This window comes from Secundilactobacillus malefermentans DSM 5705 = KCTC 3548, assembly GCF_001436395.1.
Lineage (GTDB): Bacteria > Bacillota > Bacilli > Lactobacillales > Lactobacillaceae > Secundilactobacillus > Secundilactobacillus malefermentans.
Genome location: NZ_AZGJ01000038.1, coordinates 1 through 17,306 on the forward strand (window position 1 = coordinate 1; position 17,306 = coordinate 17,306).

Here is a 17,306-nt window from a genome sequence, read left to right on the forward strand (position 1 = left end):
CAGGATTTGACAGAGAGCCTTTAATCTATCCTTCTGAAGCACCTGTACTTGTATCAGGCTTTGGTTCAGGTTTTGGTTCTGGCTTTGGAGCCGGAGCAGCATCTGAAGCACCGGTACTTGTGTCAGGCTTTGCCGCTGGTTCTGGTTCAGCGCCAGAAGCAGCAGTTGCCGTATCAGCAGGGCCACCCTTAACGGAGGCGCCTGTCACAGCGTCTGGATCTGGAACAAGTTTTTGGCCAGTTTTGGCGAGATACCACTTAATTTCTGGCATGATATCGAGAACTTGTTCGTTAACACCAGCGTAGTCGCCGTCTTTGTCGTGCATCCCAATGTAGTTATGGATGATGTAACGATCTGGACCGTTACCGGGAACTGGCATTTGGAAACTGGCTTTTTCACCAGTTCGCAAGCCGTTGATTACTTGTGCAACATGCTTAACAGCACGCGCTGGATGAACTGCTGACATTGGGTCACCAGCTTGTTTTGGCCAACGAGGTGCTAACATGTCATCGTGGGGCACCATGTTGTTGTAGTAGATGAATTGGTTATTGTCATCCGCATAAGTTAACTCCATTGGCATCGAGTTCAAAAAGTTATTCAATTGGTCGACCGTTAGAATACCACGATCTAATTTGACGTAATCTTTCCCCTCAGCAGCATTAACCTTTTTGGCTGCTTGTTCAACCCAATCATCGGCATTCATATCGACACCCTCGACAGTTGCCTTAGACTTGCCACTTGCAGTTAAATCCTCAACGTTTCCATTATCTAATTCAATATGACTAAAATCATTTTCACTCATAATAATGCTCCCTTCAAATGCACTTTTTTTAGCATAATCTATTATAAGATTTTTTTCACATAGATGTAAAGCGGTTACAACATAAAAATTAATTATTTTCTTTTATCTAATAAAGTTATGCCAACTAATAACAAAAATACGATTAAAATCGGAAAGACGGTTCTTAATGATTGAGCAAGATAATTTTTAAATCCAGCCACATTCGTAAAATCAATTTGTCCCGAAACGAAGAAAGCAATAATAAATGCCACCAGCAAGAGCCAAAGAACCATTCTAACCACTAATAGAACGCGTTTCATGTAAGGCACCTCCATCTGATCTAGTTGCCATCAGTATACCCTATAAAAGGTCAATCTCGTCATAATCGGAAAAAAGGAGTAAATTAGAATTAGCATATCAAAGGAGTTCTTGGAATTGATTACATTAAAATCTGCACGAGAAATTGAAAAGATGCGTGAATCCGGCGCTATATTGGCCGGTGTTCATTTGGGATTGCGTGATATTATCAAACCCGGCATCTCATCATGGGAAATTGAAGAATTTTCCCGGAACTACATTGAATCACATGGTGCAACGGCTTCTGAAATTGGATTTGACGGCTACAAGTTTGCAACCTGTGTCAGCGTCAATGAAGAGGTGGCCCATGGCATTCCCCGCAAGAATCTCATCCTCAAAAAGGGAGACATTGTCAAAGTCGATATGTGCGTCAATTTGGACGGATTCGAAAGCGATTCTTGCTGGAGTTATGCAGTTGGTAAAGTTTCAAAGGATGTCCAAAAATTGATGGATGTTACTTTAAAGGCCCTTTACTTGGGAATTGATCAGGCGCAGGTTGGTAATCGAATTGGTGATATCGGCTATGCTATTCAACAATATGTCGAAGTGGAAAATCATATGGGCGATGTCCGTGACTTAATTGGTCACGGGATTCAGCCAACCATCCACGAGCAACCCAACGTACCCCACTACGGCGAAAAGGGTAAGGGATTACGTTTGCGTGAAGGAATGACGATTACAATTGAGCCAATGGTGAACCTTGGCACTTGGAAAATTGTCCCCCGCGTTGTTGATGGCGATTCTTGGGAATACTACGCATCGGCCGACAACACGCCTTCTGCCCAATTTGAACACACCTTAGCAATCACAAAAGATGGTCCTCAGATTTTAACCTCACAGGATCCAGAGTTTGATAAAAGATACCTATAGAAAAACGGTTAACCACAAACCCAGTGATTAACCGTTTTTTACTTCCATCCCCTATTTTCTAAATCCATCTCGCGTTTTCTCATTCCTGAAACGTATGGGTTCCCCGCCACAAAATAGCGCAGTGGCAACAACGTGCCATTTCCATTCTGACTAACACCAATTCGGGAGGATTCTCCCACCTTTGCTGGAATTTTTCCGGTTAATTGAATTGTGAGTGGGGCCTCATCCAAAGAAATGAGGTTTAAAGCCTTGTCCTGGATACCAAGTGCCTGCATTAATTTCCCGGGGCCATTTGTTAATTCATACCCTTCACGCGGACGATTTTGTCGCATTATCTCAATGCCTTCAACGGGCTCCAACCCTCTCACCAAAATTCCTTGGGGAACGCCGGCTTCCTGGGTCGCAATGTCAAACATGTACCGACCATGGATTGAATAGATATAAATCGTACCAGGATCCCGATAGAGAGCTTCATTTGAGGGAGTTCGCTTCCCTTGAAAGGCATGAGCCGCTGAATCATTTTGTCCCAAATACGCTTCCGCTTCAGTAATGTAGCCGCTCATTACCCCCTGATTTGTCTGATAACGTAGCGTCTTTCCCAATAATTCACTGGCGATCAGCTCAGTTGGTTCCCCACTGAAGAACGCTGTTAATTCACTCATCAAATCCCCCTCCTTTTCTCTAATATAACTTGGTGGTAAACTTTCAACAAGGGTGGTGACTTTCATGAAACTTAAAATTGAACGGATTTACACCAAACCGATTGACCAAAACGGCTATCGAATCTTAGTGGATCGGCTTTGGCCACGTGGAATCTCCAAGGTGAACGCAGCTTTAGACCTTTGGAAGAAGGAAATTGGACCGTCAACTGACCTTCGGAAATGGTTCAATCATGATCCAGAGAAGTATGCTGAATTCAGTCAAAAATATATTGCTGAACTTGATGCAAACAAAGAAACGGCGGCATTTATTGATCTAATCAAAGACCAGCTTGAGCATCAGGACGTCATTCTCCTATTTGGCGCGAAGGACGAAACTCACAATCAAGCAGTTGTCCTCCAAAAATATATCTCAGAGAAATTATAAAAGCCTACTAACTCAACGTTAGCAGGCTTTTCTTATAGCGTTTCAAATATCAAATTTAGATTTAAAGCAATTAATATAATGGCGATAATCCACGAAGTCCATTTGACCCACGGCTTGTTCACGAATGGCCCCATGAGCTTCTTACTACTTGTGAAGATAATCAGTGGCACAATCGCAAATGGCAACGCAATGCTCAGGAACACCTGCGACAGTGTCAGCAACCCTTCGATCTTTGCCTCGTTACCCTTAAAGTAAATGGCAAAAATGAGCACGGGAGTAATTGAAAGTAATCGTGTTAATAGTCGTTGGGCCCAAAGTGGCATCTTTAAGTGAATGAACCCTTCCATAATAACTTGACCAGCCAATGTCCCCGTAATAGTAGAACTTTGTCCGGATGACAGCAGCGCAATGGCGAACAACATACTTAGAATTGGACTGGCAATTGCCCCCACAATTTGAGAATCCTGTAGGGCGTTGTACAAGTCGCCAAATCGACCTAAATCGCTGTTTGTGCCAAAGAATAGTGCGGCACCTAAGATTAATAGCAAACAGTTCACAACAAACGCAACCGTCAACTGTGTGTTCGAATCGATAATCGTAAATTTGATTGTCTTGCGAACACTTGCTTCATCGTTATGGTCAAAGCTTCTAGTTTGAGAAATTGAAGAACCCAAATATAAATTATGAGGCATCACAGTTGCACCCACAATTCCAAGGCCTAAATAAAGCATCGAATTATTAGTGACTAAATCCGTCTTGGGAACGAAGCCGCCCAAAATTTGAGAAAACTGTGGTTGCGCTAAAATAACTTCATATAGAAAGACAAAAAGAATAACGGCAACCAACGTCGCGACAATCGCTTCAATTTTTCTGAAGCCAAGTTTCATTAATAAGAGCAATATCAAAACATCTAATGCGGTAATTGCAATCCCGATAATTAGTGGAATGTGGAACAGCAACTCGATTGCAATACCGGAACCAATAATTTCAGCGATATCAGTCGCCATAATCGCTAATTCCGTGATAATCCAAAGGAATATTCCTAGGCCTTTATTTGTGTGATCACGCGTTAATTGTGCTAAATCACGTCCCGTGACGATTCCCAACCTTGCCGCCATCGCTTGAAGGAGCATCGCAATTAAACTAGATAATAGAATAACCGTTAACAGCTTATATTTAAATTGAGAACCACCGGCAATTGAGGTAATCCAGTTACCAGGGTCCATATAGCCGACCGCAATCAGCGCTCCTGGACCACTATATGCTGCAAAGGTTCGCCAGAAGCCAGCGTTTGCCGGCACATTAATCGTGCCATTGATTTCATCCAAACTCTTGCTTTGGCCATCGGTGACATCCATCATTTTTTCATGTTTTGTCTTATGTGTTTCGTCAGATTTTGCCATATTCTGCCTCGCTTCCTATGTGATGATTTATAAGATGATTATCGAACGACGATAACGGAAGTAGAGACACGTTTCGCTAAATGTAGTCCAATTGTTTTACCTGACTTATGTCTGGCATCAACCATGTCAGCACCGCAGACAACGAGGTCTGGATGAAATTCAGGAATAATTTGATCCAGCACAACATCATCAACGTCACCGCCCTCACCAATTAGTGATTTAACGGACTTAACGCCATATTGTTTAGCCAAATCGGCATAATGCTTAACAACTTCTTCAACCGCCTCACGCTTTTTTTGTAAGCGATCTGGTGATAATGAATCATAAATATTAATATCTTCCATTTCCATAACGGAAACGATTCCCAAACTAATCCCATTATCCTTTGCGTACGTCACTGCAAATCGAAACGCATGCTTAGTAGAATCAGTATCATCGGCATCAACCGTCAACAGTACCCGTTTAAAAAATAGTGGCAACGTTTGCTCACTTTCACTCATTTTAAAATCCTCCCTAATCAATCTTAATTATTCATTTCACATTATAGCACTAAGTCCCGTTTCATGGCGTTCATCCGCCCAAATATATCAGACGAATTAAATACGTGTGTCAAATTAAAGACAGATGAGACTATTTAATATTCATTTAATATTATGGACAATATACTAGTGTGTTAGTCATTATCATAAATTTAGGAGTGAGTAAGTTGGGTAAACATAAAAAGTTGTCTAAATTGTTAGCGCTGCCAGTACTGGCTTTGGGTCTTTTGCTCGTGTTAGCTGGTTGTAGTTCAAATGCATCGGGTGGTACCAGAGATGCCAAAACAAAATCAGGGGTTCTCTCAAGCGCCCAGGTTAAGAAAAACATTAATGGCCATTGATTACAACTCGTGAAGACAATCAAAAATCATTAACTGCTACATATAAAAAAGAAGTTGAGTCTACCAAAAACACTTTGGATACGCCATACGTTAAGGTAAATCCATACGAAACTTCGCCACTTTCCGCCCTGGTCATCTTCCATACCGATGATGCCGTAAAAGTGACCTACACGGTTGTTGGAAAAACGAAGAATACATCAATTTCAAACTCGGTTAAGGGTTACAGCAAGACCCGCCAAATTCCAGTGGTTGGTCTTTACTCTGGCGCAAACACCGTTAAGATTACGACTACCGATAAAAATGGCAAAAAGGCAACTAAGTCATTGTCCGTGAAGACAACAACTTCGCTACCTAAATACATTAAGGATTCAAAACCAACCATCAAAAATACGAACAAATCAAAAATGGTGATCGGTAAAAATAAGTTAACGCTGCTTGTTCGATCAACTAAAGAATCATTTGCAGTTGATGGTGATGGCGTAGTTCGTTGGTATTCAACCCTTTGGAACCAACATTTGATGGAAAACATTCATAACGGCCACTTCTTGTTCCTAACTAAGAACAAGCAATCCGACATGATGTATAACGACCTACTTGAGACCGACTACCTTGGCCGCGTCTACAAGGAATACTCATTTGGTACCAAGACCACCACTAACGAAACTGGTGCTGCTAAAGCTGAAACAACGATCATTCACCATGACATCACCGAGTTACCTAACCATAACTTACTTGTCACTGTGAACGACGGCTCAAAGAAGTACGTTGAGGACACAGTTGTTGAAATTTCACATAAGACTGGGAAAGTCGTTCGCGTCTTAAACCTTAAAAATATTTTGCCAGCCGCAATGTACAAGGAATATAAATCAAAGAAACGGGCTGATGGCAAACTAGATTGGTTCCATAACAATGCTGTCGACTACGTTAAGAAGGATCACAGTATCTTGCTCTCGAGTCGACACCAAGATTTGATGATGAAGATTAACTGGAAGACCCAACAAATTAAGTGGATTTATTCCGGCAAAAAGAAGTCAACTTGGCCCAAGGCATATCGCAAGTATCTATTGACCCCTACCAAAGGAACAGCGGTTACTGGTGGACAACATGGCCTTTACCAATTATCACAATCTAAATCAGGCAACATTGAAAACGTTCTGATTTTTGACAATAATATTGCCGTTACAAATGGTGATAAGAAAACGTCTGGCAAGTATTCTCAAGGAGTTCAATTCAAGATTAACCAAAAGAAAAAGACCATTACCCAAACTTGGGCTTATGGTAAAACGCTTGGCAAACAAAACTTTAGTTACATCATCGATTACACTCAAAAATTAGGAACCGATAACTATCTCATGGACTATGGGTTCGTCGATGGCGGTAACAAGAGCAACATCGTTGAAGTTGATCAAAACAAGCAGATCTTCAACCTAACCGTTTCAAATCCAGCTTCAAAGGCTTACGTTTACCGAGCTTATCGAGTTGCAGTTTATCCAAGCAACTACACCTTCTCAGTTTACAAATAGCGAAAACTTAGTTAATTTAATAATGTTAAAGAAAATGCGTTGGAGGTGATTTTTCTTAACTCCAACGCATTTTACTATGATTAAGGGGACTCATTATGAAACGAAAATGGCCGGTCATCGGCGTCGTACTCATCATTATCATTGCAATCATCGGGGGATATGCCTATCACGAGCGAACTGTCATCAAGAATCGTTCACTGGTAAGTCAGACACACACAAACAAGCACACCTTATCAATCGCTCAAATCAAGCAAAATTTAACACCCACGCTTTCAACGACTCACATTGATGCAACCAAGTCGTTGCGGAGTTACTATAAGTCCCAGCTGGAAAATCTTACGGTTGGAACTGTCAATGGACAAGCAATCGTTAACCCTTACAAAACCAGTCCGTTAAGCGGCCTCATTTTGGTGAAAACGAAGACCGCTACAAAAGTAACCATGCAGGTTGTTGGGGACACTAAGGCAACGACTATCACGAAACACTATAAAAAATATCAGCAGAATCATTCCGTTGGTGTCCTGGGCTTATATGCTAGCCGAACAAATCAGGTGCAGCTAACGTTTACGACCAAATCTGGCACAAAAACAAGCGCCACTTATGACATGACGACGGCTGCCGTCCCCGCCGACGTTGGGACAAACACCCTCAAGAAATCGGTCCCCTCCAAAATGGCATTAGGCAAAGGAAACGCCAAACTGACCTTTGCCATCAGTAGTCAGGGAATTACCTATGGGTTGGACGCTCAGGGAAAAGTCCGTTGGTACAGCACCAAAGAAACATCGCACGTCTTTAAACGCCTCAAAAATAATCGCCTTTTGATTGTGACCAAAGTGGATGATAACTCTCATAAGTACAACGCCCTGCAAGTGACCGATTTCTACGGTCACGTTTACAAGCAGTACGATTTCAAGGGAATTTTCCCAACCCATTCAGATCATACGAAGCTCGCTGAAAACACCGTCATTCACCATGATGCAATCGAAATGCCAAACGGCGATTTTTTGTTAACGGTTGATGATGGCAGCGCAGACTACGTTGAGGACACCATGATTCAGATTGACCGCCAAACGGGAAAAATCAAGAAAGTTATCGATTTGAAACGAATTCTCCCCGTCAGTTCCTACACAAAGTACGAGGGCACCCATCGTTCCGACGACAAAATTGACTGGTTCCACCAAAATTCGATGTATTACGATCAGAAAAACGGTGAACTCATCATTTCTGGTCGAAACCAAGATATGATTTTCGCAATTAATTACAAAACATTGAGCCTTAATTGGATTTTAGCCGTCAATCAAAAGCTTCCGAAAAAGTATCAGAAATTTCTGCTAAAGCCAACCACCAAGAACTATAAATTCAACGCTGGCCAACATGCAGTTAAATTGATTCATACCGGCAAAATCAACGGCAATCAGGTTGAACTCGAGTTCTATGACAATAATGTGGTTGTAACTCGTGGAAACCAGAAAGCGTCAAAAACCTATTCCACTGGTGATATTGTCAAAATTGATCGAGTCAACCGAACCGTTACTAAAACCTGGAGTTATGGTAAATCGCTTGGAAAGACGAATTTCACCAATATTGTTGGAAGCAGTTACGCTATCGGCAACGATAATACGCTGATTAACTTCGGTTATGCCGATTCTGGTAAACGAAGCGAATTTGTGGAGGTAAACCGCAAAACCAATCAAGTTGTCTTTGATGTTGATCGAACGAATTTCTCAACTGGAGATTGGAGTTATCGCGCGCAGAGAATGACCTTGTTCCCATAAGAAAAGGAGTAAACGTAAAAACACGTTTACTCCTTTTTGTTATTTTGGATCATTGACCGCAAAATCGGGACGTTTCCCCGATAATGCTTGATCCACCATTTTCTCGGCACCCAGCGCCATTCTTTGACTTGCTTCAATGGTATTAGAACCCGTATGAGGTGTCAAAAATGCGTTGTCCAATCCAAGTAGTGGGCTGTCCTTTTTCAATGGCTCTTGTTCAAAGACGTCTAATGCTGCGCTTCTAATTTCACCGCTCTTCAACGCTTCCACCAGTGCCGCCTCATCAATCACCGAACCACGCGCAAAGTTCACAAGGCTGGCACTCGGCTTCATCATTCTAAGTTCTTTTGCGCCAATCATGTGATGGGTCGCCGGTGTGGCGGGAACGTGCAGTGACACATAATCAGATTCGGTCAAAATACGTTCAAGTGATACTTGCTCTCCGTAGGTACTTGTTTTCTCTGATCGATTATAAAATAAAATTTTAACGCCAAATCCAACGAGTCGCTTTGCGACCTCTTGGCCAATGTGACCAAAGCCAACAATTCCGACCGTTTTGCCGTTTAAGTCAAATCCCATCGTCTGTCGTTTGATATTCCAGTGGCCGTCTTCAAGCGCTTGGGAAGCCTGATAAGCGTTCTTCGATAGTAATAAGATATCTGTCACCGTTGATTCCGCCACCGTAATCGCATTTGACCCAGGATTATTTGTCACCCAAATGCCCAGCTCTGCAGCAGTTTCAACGTCAGTCGCATCGTAGCCGACACCCATGCCAGCCACAATGGTCAATTGTTTTAAGCTCTCTAGGGTTTGCTTGTCATAGCCGTGACCAATGGAAACAATCGCATCAACGTCAGCGGCTTTTTCCATAAAGTCGGCGTCCAGTTCGTGATCGTATTCGACGATGGTGTACCCTTTTTTAGTTAAATAGTTTTCGGTTAATTGTTCCCCATTTCTGGGAATTAAGACCTTCTTGCTCAATTACAGCACCTCATTTCGACTTTAATTATACCGGATTATAGACCATTGGACACAAAAAGCGAGACAAAATGTTCTTGCCTCGCCTATATTATTAACTGATTAATTTGTTGCGTGATTTGGTGACAAAATTAGATGACCATGAATTGCTGATCGTCGCTCAACCAAGGATTCACGTCGGCGTTTGGTAGCCAAATCCGATTCCTTTGCAGCCAAGATGACTGGATCCTTTTTGACGAGTTTCCAAATCGAGAATAATGTGATTAAACAAACTCCAATTAGTGGGAACCCGGCAATGACGGAAACAGTTTGCACGGCATTAAAGCCACCAACCAACATAATACCAAATGAGAAGAGCATGAAGACAACGACCCATGACATTCTGTTAAATCGGCTAGGTTCTTGGTTATGCAACGGTGTACTGGTGAATGATGCCAAAATATAAGCAGATCCAGAAATAGTTGTTGCCAAGAAAATAAAGCAAGAAACACAGTACAAACTCATCATGACGGTCTTCATTGGTAATGTTCCAATGACGGCAGCGATAACGGCAGCCTGACCTTGTGTGTTCAGTACGTGAACCAAATCAACGACACCCGTTTGCTGAATCCAAAGTGTGTAACCACCAAGGACCGCGTAGAATGACGCACAACCACCGGCACCATATGTCAGCATTCCGACAAGAACCTGACGAATCGTTCGGCCTCGAGAAATTTGGGCAATGAACAAGCCCATGATTGGCATGTATGATAACCACCAACCCCAATAGAATAACGTGTTCTGTTGACCAAAGTTATGATGCATCCCAAATGACATTGGAACAAACTTTTGAACAAATAAACCAACGCTATTAAATTCAGACCCAATCAATCGACGGGTTGGTCCAATGAGAAAGACCAACAGCAAGAATAAGATTGCGAGCCAAATATGAATTTCACTTAATTTATCAATTCCACCATTTAAACCATGAAAAACGGTGACAGCAAAAATAATGAACAGGAAGAAGAATAATCCTGATTTAAGAGTTAAATTGTCAGTCCAACCAGTGATTCCTGATAAAACTTTAGAAATAACTGGAACTTCCATTCCGATTGACGAGCCAATACCACCCATGATACCGAAAACGACAAGAAGATCGACAACGTTCCGGCCAATTGTTTTACCTCGACCTTTACCCTGCAAAACTTCCAAACCATCGCTCAAACGTTGAACATGGCCGCGCTTACGGTACAAGATGTATCCAACTAGGATGGTTGCTGGCGCGAACATCATCCACGCCATGGGCCCCCAGTTAAATTGACCGAACACCGTTGCCATGGCAAAAGCGCCCTTGGACATTGGTGCGGAACCGTAACTTGGATGCTGGATCATCCGAAGTGGATCAACCATGCTGAGCATCATGATACTTGCATCGATTGCCGTTGCAAATACCATGGCACCCCATTTGAAGTTACTATACTTAGGCTTGTCTGTTTCACTACCAAGCTTAATGTTCCCAAATCGACTAACAGCTAAGTAAATCAAAAAGATAAAGTTGATCGCATAAACCCATAGGTAAGCCCAATCTAAATGTATGTTGATCCAGCTCAGTACACTGGCTAAAGGTGCCTGCAATGCAGACCCACCAATGATGAAAACTAATGCTGCGACCATGAATACGGCGATGACTGGTATGAAAACCAACTTATCGATATTTTTACTTCTTAAAATAAAAATCCTCCTCTAATCTAGTGGTACCGTGCTAGGCTAACCCTATCGTTAATCTAGCAGCAACTCAATTTCGCGGGCAAATAAAAAAACGCACAGTCAGCAACTACTTTTAAAGCAACCTGCACAGCGCGTTTTACATCTTATACAAATTGCCAATTCCATTCACGATATTGATCTTAGTTTCATTATAGCCATTAATATCAATAAGTAAAATCGATTGGATGAATAAGCATTTTGTAACAGCCAATTGTAACCGTTGCCATCTTCATTACAAAGCAATTTGAAATTTATTTAGAAGATTTTGGAACTTCTTTGATAACTCTTGCTGGATTTCCGGCAATGACAACGTTATCACCAAATGATTTTGTGACCACTGAACCGGCACCGACAACAACATTGTCTCCCAAAGTAACGCCGGGAAGGATTGTCACTCGGCCACCTAGCCAAGCACTATCACCAATCGTAATGGGTTTGCCCATTTCAACATCGGCATTTCTTTCCGTGGGATCCAATGGATGAACTGGTGTATACAAGCCAATATTGGGGCCAAAATAACAATGACTCCCAATCGTAATTGGGCAAGTATCCAAAAATGTCATGTCATAATTACCGTAGAAGTGATCACCAATATGAATATTGAAACCATAATCAAATTTAAAATCTGATTCAACAAAAAAATGTTCGCCGGTTTCAGCTAGAAGATCCTTAAACCGACCGTTCCGTTTTTCGTTATCCGTAATATGGTTAATTGAAACCAATTCATTTCGAATAAACTCTCGTCGTTCTATCAATTCTGGGTCGAATTGCTGGTAGGCTTCACCTGCCGTCATTTTTTCACGCTCTGTCGTCAAAAGATATTCCTCTTTTCTTTTTACCCCTCTATCATATCACATCGTTAAACAACCACTTTTTTAGCATCGTGCTAGAATGAAGATAATTGGAATAAATCAACGAAGAAGGCTTTTATTTGAAACTTGCTATTACCATTTTTTTGCTAAATGCGTGTTACATTACTTTAAACACTTTTCGAACCATGCTGGTCGTCAGGCGGCAACGTCTATGGGCGCCACTGTTAGCTATTGTGGAAGAATTTGTCTACGTTATCGCACTGGCGATTGCGTTGAAGAATATCAATTCACCCGTTAACGTCATCGCCTACACCGTTGGCTTTGGTTTAGGAATCTACCTCGGAATTTTGATTGAGGATCATATTGCGCTTGGCTACGTAAACTTTCAAGTTACCGTCGAAATCGATAATGATAGTCCAAGCTATGAACACAACAAGAAGCTCCCAGAAAAATTACGCCAAAGTGGTTACGGCGTTACTGAAACCTGGGGATATGGGCGTGAAGGCTCACGGCTCATTATGAGTATTCTGGCACCGCGTAAAGCGGATAAGCGACTTATGGCGTTGATTAAAGAACTTGCGCCTACCGCCTTTGTGATGGTAAACGAGCCAACTGAACTCTCAGGCGGCTTCTGGAGTAAGGAAGTTGATCGCCGATTTAGAAAAGCAATAAAAAAAGAAAAGTAGAAAAAAATCCTTCATAACCAGTCAAAATCTGATTATGGAGGATTTTTTAGCTACTTTTCTTTCTGATCGTAACCGCGCTTCGATTTGAAGCCCGCCTTAAAAACAACTTTCATTTGCTCAATATGACGTTCCTTAGTTGCTTCCGCTTTCGCACCAAAAATGAACCGAGCCCATTCTCGCTGATAGCCTGGCGTTAAGGCATTAAAGAATTCCTGCATTTTCGAATCTGTTGCTAATAACTCGGCCACTCTAGGAATATCGACTTCATAGTCTTTTAACGTTTTCTTTTCCATAATTTCCCTCGCTCCACTTAAAATCCTAATTTTTTCAAACTTTCAGCAATATCGTTAACGGAACGTTCTGTTGCCGCTTTATCCGCCACGGTGGGTTCTGCCTTTTTGATAACTGGTTCCTTTTTTAAAGCAGGTGCTGATACCTCAGGCTTCGTTAAATGCGCCTTGGTAGGTTTGTGGCTGACGTGGGGTTGCTTTGCGCCCTTGTCTGGCATCTCGTCCATCGTTTGATTGAGGAGCTCATCCACAAAAATGTTGCCATCATTAGTCGCATGACCCTTTGTCCACTCATACCGAAGCTTCGAAAATTGGGGCAGTAATCGGTCAAGTTCTTGCCACAGTTCTTTATTAAGAAGCTTGCCCGAGGAACGTTTCCACCCATTCCGCTTCCAACCTTTCATCCAACCCTTGTTGATTGCATTTAAAACATAGGTCGAATCCATGACAATTAAAATTTCACGGTCAGTTAAATTTAACGAAACGAGTTTCCGCAGGGCTTCTCTCAATGCCATAATTTCCATGCGGTTATTAGTTGCCCCAAACTCGCCGCCAGATCCCGGAATGACGGTGTCATCCACTTCAATTCGGTATGCCCAGGCAGCTTTATCACTCGCCTTAACGTGGCCACCCTGAACGTTGCCAGTGTTGCGGGAACCCCCGTCCGTATAGACCACTACTTCATTTGTCCAGTGAACGAGTGGCGTCTTACCTTTTTTGAAATCTGAGGACGGTTTTTCTTCCTCATCTTTTAAATAGGCCTCAGCATCAGCCTTTGCCTTGAAGCTTTTATACTGTGCGCCAGGATAGCCTGAAACCTGCGCCTTTGTTTCATCCCAGTTTGTAAAAATACCGGTTTTCTTCCCTTTTCTTACGGCGTAGTACTTGGCCATTCCAACTCACCTCCCTGACTTTCCATTTTGAGTAATGCCGCTTTTAATTCAGGTCCAGCACTGTACTGACCTATTTTTCCATCAGATTTAATAACACGGTGACACGGCACCAGGTACATTACCGGATTATGTGACACTGCGTGAGCAACTGCTCGAGCCGCGGTTTTCTGTCCCATTTTTTCGGCTAATTCACCATAACTAACCGTTGTTCCATAGGTGACTTGTTCGAGCGTCCGCCAAACTCGCTTTTGAAAATCTGTTCCAATCGTTCGATCAATCGGTGGCATGGCGGACTTGCGACCAGCAAAATAAGAAACAAACCACTTTTTAAATACGTCAAGGTTTGAAATCTCAGTCGTATCAATTGTGGCTGGATCATAAAAATTGTTAATTTCATCCTTAGCGCCATTTGGTGCGCCAACAAATACCAAGCCCCTCTTGGAGACACCAATCCATAACTTAAAATTGGGCAATGTAAGTTGATTTAGACTAATTTGCATTTCACGTCATCCCTTCGCTGGAACCTTAACGTTTAGTAAACATCGAACACCTCAATACTAATTTTACCGCGATTATGCTAAAATTGAACCAATAGATACAATCAGAGCATAATTAATTTAGAGGGGGCATTTGATGGATCATTTTCGAGTAAAGTTAATCACGGCTAACCAAGCCCGCGCACTGTTAAAGGATCAAAAAAGTCAGCGCGACGAGCCGTTTCCAGAACTGGAATCAACTGGTCAATACATATTACCTGATTACCGTTTAACTCGCAAACGTGAGGCGTTTAAGATTCGTCGGCACACATTCCTTAAACGGCACTACAAGTCATACGTTGCCTTTGATTCTGAAAATGGCCAGACATTGTGGATGCACAACTTTGCCAGTTTGACTGAAGCACTATTTTGGCTGGACACGGGTTTGAAACCAACGGATACCGATTCTTCGTTCACCTATCAAGATTGGAAAACAAAGAATACCAGTGACATTCAGACTATTAAGGATCAGCTCAAGGTGATTAAGGAACAACAACCTAAGAAGATTAAAAAACGCAAATAGGTTAATTGATGATGATTGACCTAATCCCTCCATCGTATTTGGGGGGATTTTTTGTATAAACCTGTTTTTCTACCAACTATGTATGGCATAATGTAACCAAACTAACCGGTTTAGGAGGCCTCAGAATGCAGCGGTATGCCCACAGACATCTTTCACTTTCAAAAACATTAACGTTCGGCTTCATTTCAATTATTTTAGTTGGGACGATTTTACTAATGCTTCCCATCTCAACGACTGGTGGAAATGAAACCTCCCTACTAACGGCATTCTTTACGGCGACTTCTGCCAACTGTATTACCGGGCTGACTTTAGTCAATACGGCGCTACACTGGACCTTTTTTGGCAAAGTCATTATTATGCTTCTAATGGAAGTCGGTGGCCTAGGTTTCATGACGTTTACGGTCCTCCTCTTCTTATTCATGAGACGAAAGCTCGCCTTAACAACTCAACTCTTAACTAAAGAATCCCTCAACCTCAATAATTTGTCACAAGTTAGTATTGTTCGGTGGGTCATTAGCCTTTCACTCATTATTCAGCTGGTCGGCGCCGCGTTACTATTTGTGGACTTTTATCCGCGTTTCGGCCTTTCAAAGGGCATCGGCTATAGTATTTTCCACGCCATTTCGGCATTTTGTAACGCCGGCTTTGATTTATTTGGTAACAGTCTTATTTCTTTCCGAAACGATCCCTACGTCCTCATTGTGATTTCCATTTTGATTATTGCTGGATCCTTTGGTTTCCTGGTTTGGCAAGATTTACTGCTTTACCACAAAACAAAACATCTCTCGCTTCATACCAAATTAGCGCTCCGAACTGGCAGCGTGCTAATCATCCTAGCAATGATTATCTTCTTTATTTCAGAACGAAACTTTCATTTTGATCAATCGGGATCTTTTTTCGATCGCCTCGTCAATACCATTTTTATGGCAATTACCCCACGAACAGCGGGATTTGTGACCGTTCCTTATAATAAGTTGTCAATGGCAGGGATTCTGTTCACGATGGCCCTCATGTTTATCGGTGGAACCCCTGGATCGACCGCTGGTGGGATTAAGACGACCACGGTGGGTCTTCTTGTGATTCAAAGTTGGGCGACCCTTAGAGGCAATCGTGACGCCGAATTTGGTCACCGTCGTTTCACCCAGGAGAACATTTTTCGCGCATTAACACTGGTTTTCGTTGCCTTAGTTATTTTGGGAGTTGCCATCATTATCCTAACCTTTACAGAAACGGTACCTAAAGGATTTGGACTGGAGTATATTGTGTTTGAAGCCCTAGCTGCTTTTGGGACTACTGGGATTTCGTTGGGACTGACAGCTCATCTAACCGTCATTGGTAAATTGATTATTATCGCCTTAATGTTCATTGGGAGAGTCGGAATTTACACAGTGATGTTCTCAATTTTGAATTCGGAGCATCCAGCAAAAGGGTACCGCTACCCAGAGGAGAGTGTCTTAATTGGATAAACTACGTGGAAAAGAAAACTTTGCAGTCATTGGATTAGGCCAGTTTGGCGGTTCAATTTGTCGGGCATTGGTTGAGGCCGGTGAGCAAGTTCTCGCAATTGATAAAAATGAAGAAATCGTGGATGATTTTATGAACATTGCGACACGGGCAGTCATTGCTGATGCAGAAGACGAGGATGTTTTAAAGAATCTGTCACTCGGCAGTTTCGATTACGTTTTTATCTCAATTGGCGAGCATATTCAGGCCAGTATCATGGCCACCCTGATTGTGAAGGAATTGGGCGCCAAGCACCTCATTTGTAAGGCTGAAAATTCGAGCCATGCCCGAGTTCTTGAGAAAATTGGTGCCGATAAAATTGTTCAACCGGAAAAGGATATGGGAAAACGGGTTGCCCTGCATACGCTCAGGCCAAACATCGTGAACTACCTCGCCCTAAATGACACTGTGACTTTGGCTGAAGTCAAAATTGAGAATTCAGCTTTTGACGGACACACATTGGCGGAACTAGCCATTCGTGAAAAATACGACGTCACCGTCATTGCGATTACGCGAAATGGTCGAGTTGATGTGTCGCCCCTACCAGACGCTAAAATTCATTTAGATGACACAATTGCCGTCGTTGGCGATGCGACGAATGTTGATAAATTTAATAAAGAAACAGATTAAAAAAACGAAATCTGAAGTGAACCCCGATAATTGG

20 protein-coding genes are annotated in these 17,306 nt (G+C 42.3%); 9 read left to right on the forward strand and 11 right to left on the reverse strand.

The annotated features are described in order from the left end of the window. Window positions 1-25 precede the first annotated feature (25 nt). Both FD44_RS07400 and FD44_RS07405 read right to left on the reverse strand, forming a co-directional pair. A complete protein-coding gene (locus FD44_RS07400) occupies window positions 26-802 on the reverse strand; it encodes a PAS domain-containing protein (RefSeq protein WP_010619396.1) in 777 nt (258 codons plus the stop codon). Between the two features lie 92 nt (window positions 803-894). Next, window positions 895-1,101, reverse strand: a complete 207-nt coding sequence (locus tag FD44_RS07405; protein WP_010619395.1) for a hypothetical protein — start codon at window positions 1,099-1,101, stop codon at window positions 895-897. A gap of 115 nt (window positions 1,102-1,216) precedes the next feature. Between FD44_RS07405 and map the strand changes: the two genes are divergently transcribed. Continuing rightward, window positions 1,217-2,008 carry a type I methionyl aminopeptidase gene (map, locus tag FD44_RS07410; RefSeq protein ID WP_010619394.1) on the forward strand — a complete coding sequence of 264 codons (792 nt, stop codon included), beginning with the start codon at window positions 1,217-1,219 and terminating at the stop codon, window positions 2,006-2,008. 38 nt (window positions 2,009-2,046) lie between these two features. On the opposite strand, the gene FD44_RS07415 is transcribed toward map, so the two are convergent. After that, window positions 2,047-2,670, reverse strand: coding sequence for a DNA-3-methyladenine glycosylase (locus FD44_RS07415; RefSeq protein ID WP_010619393.1), 624 nt, complete (start codon window positions 2,668-2,670; stop codon window positions 2,047-2,049). Window positions 2,671-2,734: 64 nt separating this feature from the next. On the opposite strand from FD44_RS07415, the gene FD44_RS07420 reads away from it, so the two are divergent. After that, a complete protein-coding gene (locus FD44_RS07420) occupies window positions 2,735-3,094 on the forward strand; it encodes a DUF488 domain-containing protein (protein ID WP_010619392.1) in 360 nt (119 codons plus the stop codon). A gap of 32 nt (window positions 3,095-3,126) precedes the next feature. Here the strand turns inward: FD44_RS07420 and FD44_RS07425 are convergent, their stop codons facing one another. Next, the gene (locus FD44_RS07425) at window positions 3,127-4,497 is read right to left on the reverse strand and encodes an Nramp family divalent metal transporter (RefSeq protein WP_010619391.1); all 1,371 of its coding nucleotides are present in this window, start codon (window positions 4,495-4,497) and stop codon (window positions 3,127-3,129) included. 38 nt (window positions 4,498-4,535) lie between these two features. Beyond that, on the reverse strand, window positions 4,536-4,997 hold the full coding sequence (locus tag FD44_RS07430; protein WP_010619390.1) for a universal stress protein: 462 nt from the start codon (window positions 4,995-4,997) through the stop codon (window positions 4,536-4,538). A 206-nt stretch (window positions 4,998-5,203) separates the two neighbouring features. On the opposite strand from FD44_RS07430, the gene FD44_RS10715 reads away from it, so the two are divergent. The 3 genes from FD44_RS10715 (at window position 5,204) to FD44_RS07440 (ending at window position 8,675) form a co-directional block, all read left to right on the forward strand. Continuing rightward, complete coding sequence (locus tag FD44_RS10715) at window positions 5,204-5,377, forward strand: hypothetical protein (RefSeq protein WP_187240432.1); 174 nt, start codon at window positions 5,204-5,206, stop codon at window positions 5,375-5,377. Further along, complete coding sequence (locus FD44_RS07435) at window positions 5,374-6,900, forward strand: aryl-sulfate sulfotransferase (protein WP_010619389.1); 1,527 nt, start codon at window positions 5,374-5,376, stop codon at window positions 6,898-6,900. Before FD44_RS10715 ends, FD44_RS07435 begins: the two co-directional genes overlap by 4 nt. 95 nt (window positions 6,901-6,995) lie before the next feature. Next, entirely contained in the window at window positions 6,996-8,675 is a 1,680-nt protein-coding gene (locus FD44_RS07440) for an aryl-sulfate sulfotransferase (protein ID WP_010619388.1), read from the forward strand. Window positions 8,676-8,714: 39 nt separating this feature from the next. On the opposite strand, the gene FD44_RS07445 is transcribed toward FD44_RS07440, so the two are convergent. From FD44_RS07445 to FD44_RS07455, 3 genes are all read right to left on the reverse strand, one after another. Next, window positions 8,715-9,656: a phosphoglycerate dehydrogenase gene (locus FD44_RS07445; protein ID WP_010619387.1), complete on the reverse strand. Its 942-nt coding sequence runs from the start codon at window positions 9,654-9,656 to the stop codon at window positions 8,715-8,717. Between the two features lie 99 nt (window positions 9,657-9,755). Then, window positions 9,756-11,336 (reverse strand): BCCT family transporter, encoded by a 1,581-nt coding sequence (locus FD44_RS07450; protein WP_010619386.1) that lies wholly within the window; start codon window positions 11,334-11,336, stop codon window positions 9,756-9,758. 314 nt (window positions 11,337-11,650) lie between these two features. Continuing rightward, entirely contained in the window at window positions 11,651-12,193 is a 543-nt protein-coding gene (locus FD44_RS07455) for a sugar O-acetyltransferase (RefSeq protein WP_033445185.1), read from the reverse strand. Between the two features lie 137 nt (window positions 12,194-12,330). On the opposite strand from FD44_RS07455, the gene FD44_RS07460 reads away from it, so the two are divergent. Further along, the gene (locus tag FD44_RS07460; RefSeq protein WP_010619384.1) at window positions 12,331-12,897 is read left to right on the forward strand and encodes a DUF2179 domain-containing protein; all 567 of its coding nucleotides are present in this window, start codon (window positions 12,331-12,333) and stop codon (window positions 12,895-12,897) included. Window positions 12,898-12,947: 50 nt separating this feature from the next. Here the strand turns inward: FD44_RS07460 and FD44_RS07465 are convergent, their stop codons facing one another. The 3 genes from FD44_RS07465 to FD44_RS07475 are packed head-to-tail and all read right to left on the reverse strand — an operon-like array spanning window position 12,948 to window position 14,580. Next, window positions 12,948-13,190, reverse strand: coding sequence for a YdeI/OmpD-associated family protein (locus FD44_RS07465; protein ID WP_010619383.1), 243 nt, complete (start codon window positions 13,188-13,190; stop codon window positions 12,948-12,950). A 17-nt stretch (window positions 13,191-13,207) separates the two neighbouring features. Next, entirely contained in the window at window positions 13,208-14,080 is an 873-nt protein-coding gene (locus FD44_RS07470; protein ID WP_010619382.1) for a ribonuclease H family protein, read from the reverse strand. Then, entirely contained in the window at window positions 14,059-14,580 is a 522-nt protein-coding gene (locus FD44_RS07475) for a methylated-DNA--[protein]-cysteine S-methyltransferase (RefSeq protein ID WP_010619381.1), read from the reverse strand. Before FD44_RS07475 ends, FD44_RS07470 begins: the two co-directional genes overlap by 22 nt. Before the next feature lie 133 nt (window positions 14,581-14,713). On the opposite strand from FD44_RS07475, the gene FD44_RS07480 reads away from it, so the two are divergent. The 3 genes from FD44_RS07480 (at window position 14,714) to FD44_RS07490 (ending at window position 17,272) form a co-directional block, all read left to right on the forward strand. After that, window positions 14,714-15,139 carry a hypothetical protein gene (locus FD44_RS07480; RefSeq protein ID WP_010619380.1) on the forward strand — a complete coding sequence of 142 codons (426 nt, stop codon included), beginning with the start codon at window positions 14,714-14,716 and terminating at the stop codon, window positions 15,137-15,139. 125 nt (window positions 15,140-15,264) lie between these two features. Then, a complete protein-coding gene (locus tag FD44_RS07485) occupies window positions 15,265-16,605 on the forward strand; it encodes a TrkH family potassium uptake protein (RefSeq protein ID WP_010619379.1) in 1,341 nt (446 codons plus the stop codon). After that, entirely contained in the window at window positions 16,598-17,272 is a 675-nt protein-coding gene (locus FD44_RS07490; protein WP_010619378.1) for a potassium channel family protein, read from the forward strand. Before FD44_RS07485 ends, FD44_RS07490 begins: the two co-directional genes overlap by 8 nt. Window positions 17,273-17,306 lie beyond the last annotated feature (34 nt).

Bases quoted from the DNA above. Each gene is read 5' to 3' on its own strand.
- FD44_RS07400 (WP_010619396.1), bottom strand. From the start codon at position 802: ATGAGTGAAAATGATTTTAGTCATATTGAATTAGATAATGGAAACGTT.
- FD44_RS07405 (WP_010619395.1), bottom strand. From the start codon at position 1,101: ATGAAACGCGTTCTATTAGTGGTTAGAATGGTTCTTTGGCTCTTGCTG.
- FD44_RS07415 (WP_010619393.1), bottom strand. From the start codon at position 2,670: ATGAGTGAATTAACAGCGTTCTTCAGTGGGGAACCAACTGAGCTGATC.
- FD44_RS07420 (WP_010619392.1), top strand. From the start codon at position 2,735: ATGAAACTTAAAATTGAACGGATTTACACCAAACCGATTGACCAAAAC.
- FD44_RS07425 (WP_010619391.1), bottom strand. From the start codon at position 4,497: ATGGCAAAATCTGACGAAACACATAAGACAAAACATGAAAAAATGATG.
- FD44_RS07430 (WP_010619390.1), bottom strand. From the start codon at position 4,997: ATGAGTGAAAGTGAGCAAACGTTGCCACTATTTTTTAAACGGGTACTG.
- FD44_RS07440 (WP_010619388.1), top strand. From the start codon at position 6,996: ATGAAACGAAAATGGCCGGTCATCGGCGTCGTACTCATCATTATCATT.
- FD44_RS07455 (WP_033445185.1), bottom strand. From the start codon at position 12,193: ATGACGGCAGGTGAAGCCTACCAGCAATTCGACCCAGAATTGATAGAA.
- FD44_RS07465 (WP_010619383.1), bottom strand. From the start codon at position 13,190: ATGGAAAAGAAAACGTTAAAAGACTATGAAGTCGATATTCCTAGAGTG.
- FD44_RS07470 (WP_010619382.1), bottom strand. From the start codon at position 14,080: ATGGCCAAGTACTACGCCGTAAGAAAAGGGAAGAAAACCGGTATTTTT.
- FD44_RS07475 (WP_010619381.1), bottom strand. From the start codon at position 14,580: ATGCAAATTAGTCTAAATCAACTTACATTGCCCAATTTTAAGTTATGG.
- FD44_RS07480 (WP_010619380.1), top strand. From the start codon at position 14,714: ATGGATCATTTTCGAGTAAAGTTAATCACGGCTAACCAAGCCCGCGCA.
- FD44_RS07485 (WP_010619379.1), top strand. From the start codon at position 15,265: ATGCAGCGGTATGCCCACAGACATCTTTCACTTTCAAAAACATTAACG.